7 protein-coding genes are annotated in these 6,216 nt (G+C 65.8%); 1 reads left to right on the plus strand and 6 read right to left on the minus strand.

What is annotated here, in order from left to right:
- A partial coding sequence (locus Q0105_RS18280) for a TOBE domain-containing protein (protein ID WP_298213725.1) occupies positions 1-615 on the plus strand: 615 nt, incomplete at its 5' end.
- Positions 616-658: 43 nt separating this feature from the next.
- On the opposite strand, the gene Q0105_RS18285 is transcribed toward Q0105_RS18280, so the two are convergent.
- From Q0105_RS18285 to Q0105_RS18310, 6 genes are all read right to left on the minus strand, one after another.
- Positions 659-1,078, minus strand: coding sequence for a thiol-disulfide oxidoreductase DCC family protein (locus tag Q0105_RS18285; protein WP_298213727.1), 420 nt, complete (start codon positions 1,076-1,078; stop codon positions 659-661).
- Entirely contained in the window at positions 1,075-1,620 is a 546-nt protein-coding gene (locus Q0105_RS18290) for a DUF4166 domain-containing protein (RefSeq protein ID WP_298213729.1), read from the minus strand. Before Q0105_RS18290 ends, Q0105_RS18285 begins: the two co-directional genes overlap by 4 nt.
- A 136-nt stretch (positions 1,621-1,756) precedes the next feature.
- The gene (locus Q0105_RS18295; RefSeq protein WP_298213731.1) at positions 1,757-2,983 is read right to left on the minus strand and encodes a Yip1 family protein; all 1,227 of its coding nucleotides are present in this window, start codon (positions 2,981-2,983) and stop codon (positions 1,757-1,759) included.
- A 191-nt stretch (positions 2,984-3,174) separates the two neighbouring features.
- Complete coding sequence (locus Q0105_RS18300) at positions 3,175-3,912, minus strand: lysophospholipid acyltransferase family protein (protein WP_298213733.1); 738 nt, start codon at positions 3,910-3,912, stop codon at positions 3,175-3,177.
- A 27-nt stretch (positions 3,913-3,939) separates the two neighbouring features.
- Entirely contained in the window at positions 3,940-5,235 is a 1,296-nt protein-coding gene (locus tag Q0105_RS18305; protein WP_298213735.1) for a dihydroorotase, read from the minus strand.
- A 67-nt stretch (positions 5,236-5,302) separates the two neighbouring features.
- Entirely contained in the window at positions 5,303-6,214 is a 912-nt protein-coding gene (locus tag Q0105_RS18310) for an aspartate carbamoyltransferase catalytic subunit (protein ID WP_298213737.1), read from the minus strand.
- Positions 6,215-6,216 lie beyond the last annotated feature (2 nt).

Consider the following 6,216-nt stretch of genomic DNA (forward strand, 5'->3'; position numbering starts at 1 on the left):
CAGCTCATGCTGCTGGACGAGCCGTTTTCCAACCTCGACGTGGACCTGCGCGAGCGCCTGGCGCACGAGGTGCGCGGCATCCTCAAGGCAGCGGGCGCCACGGCCTTGTTTGTGACGCACGACCAGTTCGAGGCTTTTGCGATTGGCGACGTGATCGGCGTGATGAACGAAGGCCATCTGCACCAGTGGGACGATGCCTACACGCTCTACCACCGCCCCGCCACACGCTTCGTGGCCGACTTCATCGGGCACGGCGTGTTCACCCCCGCCACGCTGGAGCAGCGCGGCAACAACGTGGTGGCACAAACACCGCTGGGCGCGCTGACCGACCTGGACGAATGCCCCCTGCCCAGCAGCTACCCTGGCGGCGAATGTGATGTGCTGCTGCGCGCCGACGACATCGTGCACGACGACGCGGCCACAGTGCAGGCGCAAATCGTGCGCAAGTCGTTCCGGGGCTCGGAGTTTTTGTACACCCTGCGCCTGCCCAGCGGCCACACCGTGATGGCCCATGTGCCCAGCCACCACAACCACGCGCTGGGCGAGTGGATCGGCATCCGTGCGCAGGTGGACCATGTGGTGACCTTCCCACGCGAAGATGGCGCCAGGATTTGAAAAAAACAGACCCTAGCGCTTATTCATCAAGCGCTAGCAGCTATCATTTTTGAAATATTCTCCCTGGCGGCAACACATCCAGAAAACGCTCTGCCGTCTCTGCGGAAGGCAGCATACAAGTGTCTGACCGGCCCCAGATCCGGTAACGGTGGCGCGCCACCCAGCGGTACAAGGCATCACGCAGCGGCGCTGGCACCAGCCAGCCCACCCACGCCAGCCGCCAGGGCCAACCCAGCACATGCAGCACCCGCAAGATGGCCGCGGTGTGTTGCCAGCGATGGCTACCGTCGATGACCAGCAGGGTCTGCAGACCCTCTACCTGGAGCCCCGCCTGCGCCAGCAGTTGCTGCCCGGCAGTGCTCTGGATGGATGCAAACCGGATGCGCCGCGCGTGGTCATGCCGCAGCAGAAACTGCACCCAGCCGTTGCACAGCAGGCACTGGCCGTCAAACACCACGATCATGCGGATGCCCCCGGCGGAACCACCAGGTGCCCCTGGTAGCTGACGACACGCCCCACGCCCGGCACAGTGGCCTGCACATTGAAATGCAGGGCATCGCCCACCCCGGTCTCCTCGGCCACCACCTCTGGGCGCAGCCACGCGGGGCAAGGAATGCCGCAGAAATGCAACCGCTGCAGCCGCATCACCAGCCGCCCCTCGGATTCGTTCAATACAAAGGTCAACCGCGCCGCGCCCAGGTGCTCCACCACCTGACCAGCCACCTCACGCAGGGTGGACTGCATGGTCTGCGCAGGAAAGCGGCGGGTCCACACCTCGGCGTCCGGGCGTGCATCCAGCTCAAAAGTGATCGCCCCCTGCACCGCGCGCTGGGGCGCGCCCAGCGCCAGGGCCAGGCCGCGCGCCAGCCAGGTGGCAGGCGCATGCACCTGCACGTGGCCCTGTAGGCGCTGCGGGCCTGACAGGGCATGAAACCGCGCTAACGCGGGCGCCAGCCGCTGGTAGGCAGGGCCCAGGGCGCGTTGGTACAACGACTGAGGGTGCATGGAGTCAAAGTGGAATGTGCGCGCCCTGAAGGGCGTCTCGGCGCAGTCTAGCGCCAGCCGCACAATCCCCCGGCCCTTCAAAATGAAAAAGGCCCGCGTCTGCCGGCCTTTTCCATCGGAGTGAGTACCAGACCGATCAGGACTTGCCCTTGCGCTGCAGGCCCTCCAAGCCATTGAGGTCCACCTGCGACATCAAGCCCTGCAAGGCCTTGATGTCCACGTTGTCGCCCTCGATGCTGACCACCAGGCCATTCTTCAAAATGGTTTTGAACTCTGCATGGCTGCCGTCTTTTTCGTAGCGCGTATGCAGGGTTCTGCCGCCTTCTTGCCAGGTCTTTTCTGCGCTGGCCTGGTCTTCCTTTTCGCCCTGGACCATGCCCATCATCGCCATTTTCCCCAGGCCCCCAATGTCCACGATCTCCAGGCGCACCATCTTGTCATCGCGGCTGTACTGCGCACTGGCCTGGCTGGTGGGCAGGCCCAGGGCGGCGCCGTCCTGCACGTCAAAACCCGTGCGCGGCATGCCTGCCAGGGTTTCGGGCAACGCGGCCTTGAGCGACTGCGCCGCAACGGCCTGACCGCCGCCGAACATGCCTGCCGCCGCCTTGGCCGCGTTGCTGGTGGCAGCGGCAATGGCAGCGGGGTCCTGGCTTTTTTTTGCCTCTTCCACCTGGCGCGCGGCTTCTTCCACCTGCTTGCCCGCCTCCTCGAGGCGAGCGGTGTCGATGGTCACCTTGCCGTTCGGCGTGTTCATGGTGATGGCAGGTACATCTGCGCCGCCAAGCATCGCACCGCCATGGGGCACCACCAGCGAGCTGAGGGTGGCAATCAACACGCTCATCACAATGGCCGCGACGATGACCACCACCGTGTAAACCACCGACTTCTCAGGGGCGCTCTTCATCAGCACGGGCAGACCGAGGTAGAGCAGGTAAATGGAGTACAGCGCGGCCACCATGCCCAGCAGGGCCAGCGGGGGCAGCATGTTGAAGATGCCGCCCAGCATGGCGGCGGTGCTGGCATACACCGCCACCTTCAGCGCCTGAATGGGGTTCTTCTTGCCACCGAACATGGGGGCCAGCGCGTCGATGATGAGCCCGAGCACAAACAACATCGCCAGGCTCAGCGCATACGACACCACCATACTCACCAACCCGGAGACGAAGGGCAGGCGAACGGTGAAGCCAAAGCCACCAAAGCCGATCAGCGACATGCCAATGAACCCGCAGACGGCCGGAATGGCGGCCAGGATCAGGGCGTAGCGGGTGAACAGGGTCGCCACGTCGGTGGTTTCAGTGTCGATGGCGGCCCAGGCCTCCTTGGGTTGCAAAAGGATGTTCTTAACGCGCTCAATCAGGTCCATGGTGCCCTCCCGGCAGTGTGCGAAGCGCCTGCTCGAAGGGGCAGGCAGAAAGAAGCGGACGATACGGGCGATGGCGTTGGCTTCGCTTCTGAAGCCGCTCCCCGCGCTTCGAAAACGTGGAATATGCACGTTTTTGGATGACAAAACCACCCCAGGCGACGCCCGCAAGCACCCGTGCCGCCGGGCGCTCATCAGCCCTGGCGCAACTGATCGACGGTATCGCGCAGGTGCTGGGTCCAGATACGACGGTCGCGCTCGCCAGCCAATTCAGGCGTGCCGTAGTGCACCACGGCTTCGATGGGCGGCGCGCACAGCGTGCGCCAGATCGAGCCGACCAGGGTTTCGTCGCCGATGTAGCTGGGCGCAAAACTGGTGGCACCCGTGGCCTTGTCGGCAAAGCGCAGGCCCACGGGCTGCACCGGCGCCTGTGCGGCCACGGCGGCCTGCAGCAGGTTGGCGTGAAAGGGCAGCATCTCGCGCCCATCGCCCGTGGTGCCTTCAGGGAACACGGCCAGCACCTCGTTGCGCTCCAGCGCCTCTTGCATGGACCGCACCATGCGCAGCGCATCGCGGCGCGAGCTGCGCTCGATGTAGAGCGTGCCTGCGGCGGTGGCCAGCGTGCCGATCAGCGGCCAGCCCTGCACGTCGGATTTGGAGACAAAACGGCAGTGGCGTGCCGCGTGCATCACCGGAATGTCGAGCCACGAGATGTGGTTGGCCACCAGCATCACCGGCCCGGCCACAGGCGGCTGGCCCAGGACGCGCAGGCTGATGCCCGCGTGCGCCAGCAGCTCCATGGACCATGCCTGCACGCGCGCATGCTGCTGGTCCGGTACCAGCGCCGGAAAACGCAGCGCCACAATCCACAGCCCCTTGGCGATGTGGGCCAGCATGCGCAGCAGGCGCCAGCAGGCACGCAAAGACTTCACCGCAGGGCCTCGCCGCGTCGCACCACCTCAGCCTCGGTCAAAAGCGACCTGGCCGCCAACCAACGTCATGCGCACCTGGCCCGGCAGCTCGTAGCCCGAGAACGGTGTGTGCTTGCCCTGGCTGGCGAGCGCATCGTCCCGCACCGTCCAGGCGGCCTCGGGGTCAAAAATGCACAGGTCGCCCACGCCACCTTCCACGATCTGGCCCACACTGGCCTGCAAGGTGCCCAGGGCGTTGCCCAGCACCCGTGCGGGCTCGTTCGTCACCACGGCCAGCGCACGCACGAGCGGCACGCCGCTGTCCTGCGACCACTTGAGCGCCAGCGAGAGCAGCAGCTCCAGTCCGGTGGCGCCGGGCTCGGCCTCGGCAAAAGGCAAGGTCTTGGCGTCTTCATCGACGGGCGTGTGGTCGGACACCAATGCATCGACGGTGCCATCCAGCAGCGCCGCGCTCAGGGCATCGCGGTCGCGCTGCTGGCGCAGCGGCGGCGTCAGGCGCGCGCGGCTGTCGAAGAAGCCGATGTCGTTTTCGGTCAGGTGCAGCGTGTTGATGCTGATGTCGCAGGTCACCTTGAGGCCGTCAGCCTTGGCCCGGCGCACCAGCTCGATGCCCGCAGCGCTGCTGATGCGGCACAGGTGCACACGCGCGCCGGTGGTCTTGAGCAGCTCGAAGATGGTGTGCAGCGCAATGGTCTCGGCCGCCACGGGCACGCCCGACAGGCCCAGCCGCGTGGCCAGCGCGCCACTGGCCGCCACGCCTTTGCCCAGGTACATCTCCTGCGGGCGCAGCCACACGGTGTAGCCAAAGGTGGCGGCGTACTGCAGCGCGCGCTGCAGCACCTGGGTGCTGGCCAGCGGCACCTCGGCCTGGCCAAAACCCACGCAGCCCGATTCGGTCAGCTCGGCCATCTCGGTCAGCACCTCGCCCGCCAGGCCACGGGTGAGCGCACCCAGCGGAAACAGACGCGACTGGTGCAGTTTTTCGGCACGGAACTTGAGCATCTCCACCAGGCCGGGCTCGTCGAGCACGGGGTCGGTGTCGGGCGGGCAGACCAGGCTGGTCACGCCTCCGGCCACGGCGGCGGCCATTTCGGATTCGAGCATGCCCTCGTGTTCATGGCCGGGCTCGCGCAGGCGCGCGGCCAAGTCCACCAGGCCCGGCAGCACGATGCAGCCAGCGGCGTCCACCACACGCTTGGGCGCGAAGTCGGGCGGCACGCGGTTGACGCCGACAATGCGGCCCGCAGCGATGGCGATGTCGCAGGTCTGGTCAAGGCCCGAAGCGGGGTCGATGACACGGCCGTTCTGGATGAGTATCTTCATGGTTTCAAGCCAAATTGGCCGCTAGCGCTTATTCAACAAGCGCAAACAGCTATTAAAATAATAGCAATCAAGCTTCATTGCCAGCGACGATGGACATGACTGCCATGCGCACGGCGATGCCAAACGTCACCTGCGGCAGGATCACGCTCTGCTTGCCATCGACCACGGCGGAGTCGATCTCCACACCCCGGTTGATGGGGCCGGGGTGCATCACGATGGCGTCGGGCTTGGCCAGTTGCAGCTTTTCCTGCGTGAGGCCGAAGCTCTTGAAATACTCCTGGCTCGACGGCAGCAGCGCGCCGCTCATGCGCTCGTTCTGCAGGCGCAGCGTGATGACCACGTCCGCGTCCTTGATGCCCTCTTCGAGCGTGTGGCACACACGCACGCCCATCTGCGCCATGTCCGCTGGCACCAGCGTGCGTGGTCCCACCACGCGCACCTCGGGGCAGCCCAGGGTGGTCAGGCCGTGGATGTCGGAGCGCGCCACGCGCGAGTGCAGCACGTCGCCCACGATGGCCACGGTGAGGTTGCTGAAATCCTTCTTGTAGTGGCGGATGGTGTACATGTCCAAGAGCCCCTGCGTGGGGTGGGCATGCCGGCCGTCGCCCGCATTGATCACGTGCACATGGGGCGCCACATGCTGGGCGATCAGGTAAGGCGCGCCCGATTCGCTGTGCCGCACCACGAACAAATCGGCCGCCATGGCCGAGAGGTTGGCGATGGTGTCGAGCAGCGACTCGCCCTTGCTCGCAGAGCTGCGTGCGATGTCGAGGTTGATCACGTCGGCCGACAGGCGCTTGGCCGCGATCTCGAAGGTGGTGCGCGTGCGTGTGCTGTTCTCGAAGAACAGGTTGAACACGCTCTTGCCGCGCAAGAGCGGCACCTTCTTGACCTCGCGATCGTTCACCGAGACGAAGTTGGCCGCTGTGTCGAGGATGTGCGTGACGATGTCGCGCGGCAGGCCCTCGATGGACAGCAGGT

It is taken from the genome of Acidovorax sp., assembly GCF_027492855.1.
GTDB lineage: Bacteria > Pseudomonadota > Gammaproteobacteria > Burkholderiales > Burkholderiaceae_C > Acidovorax.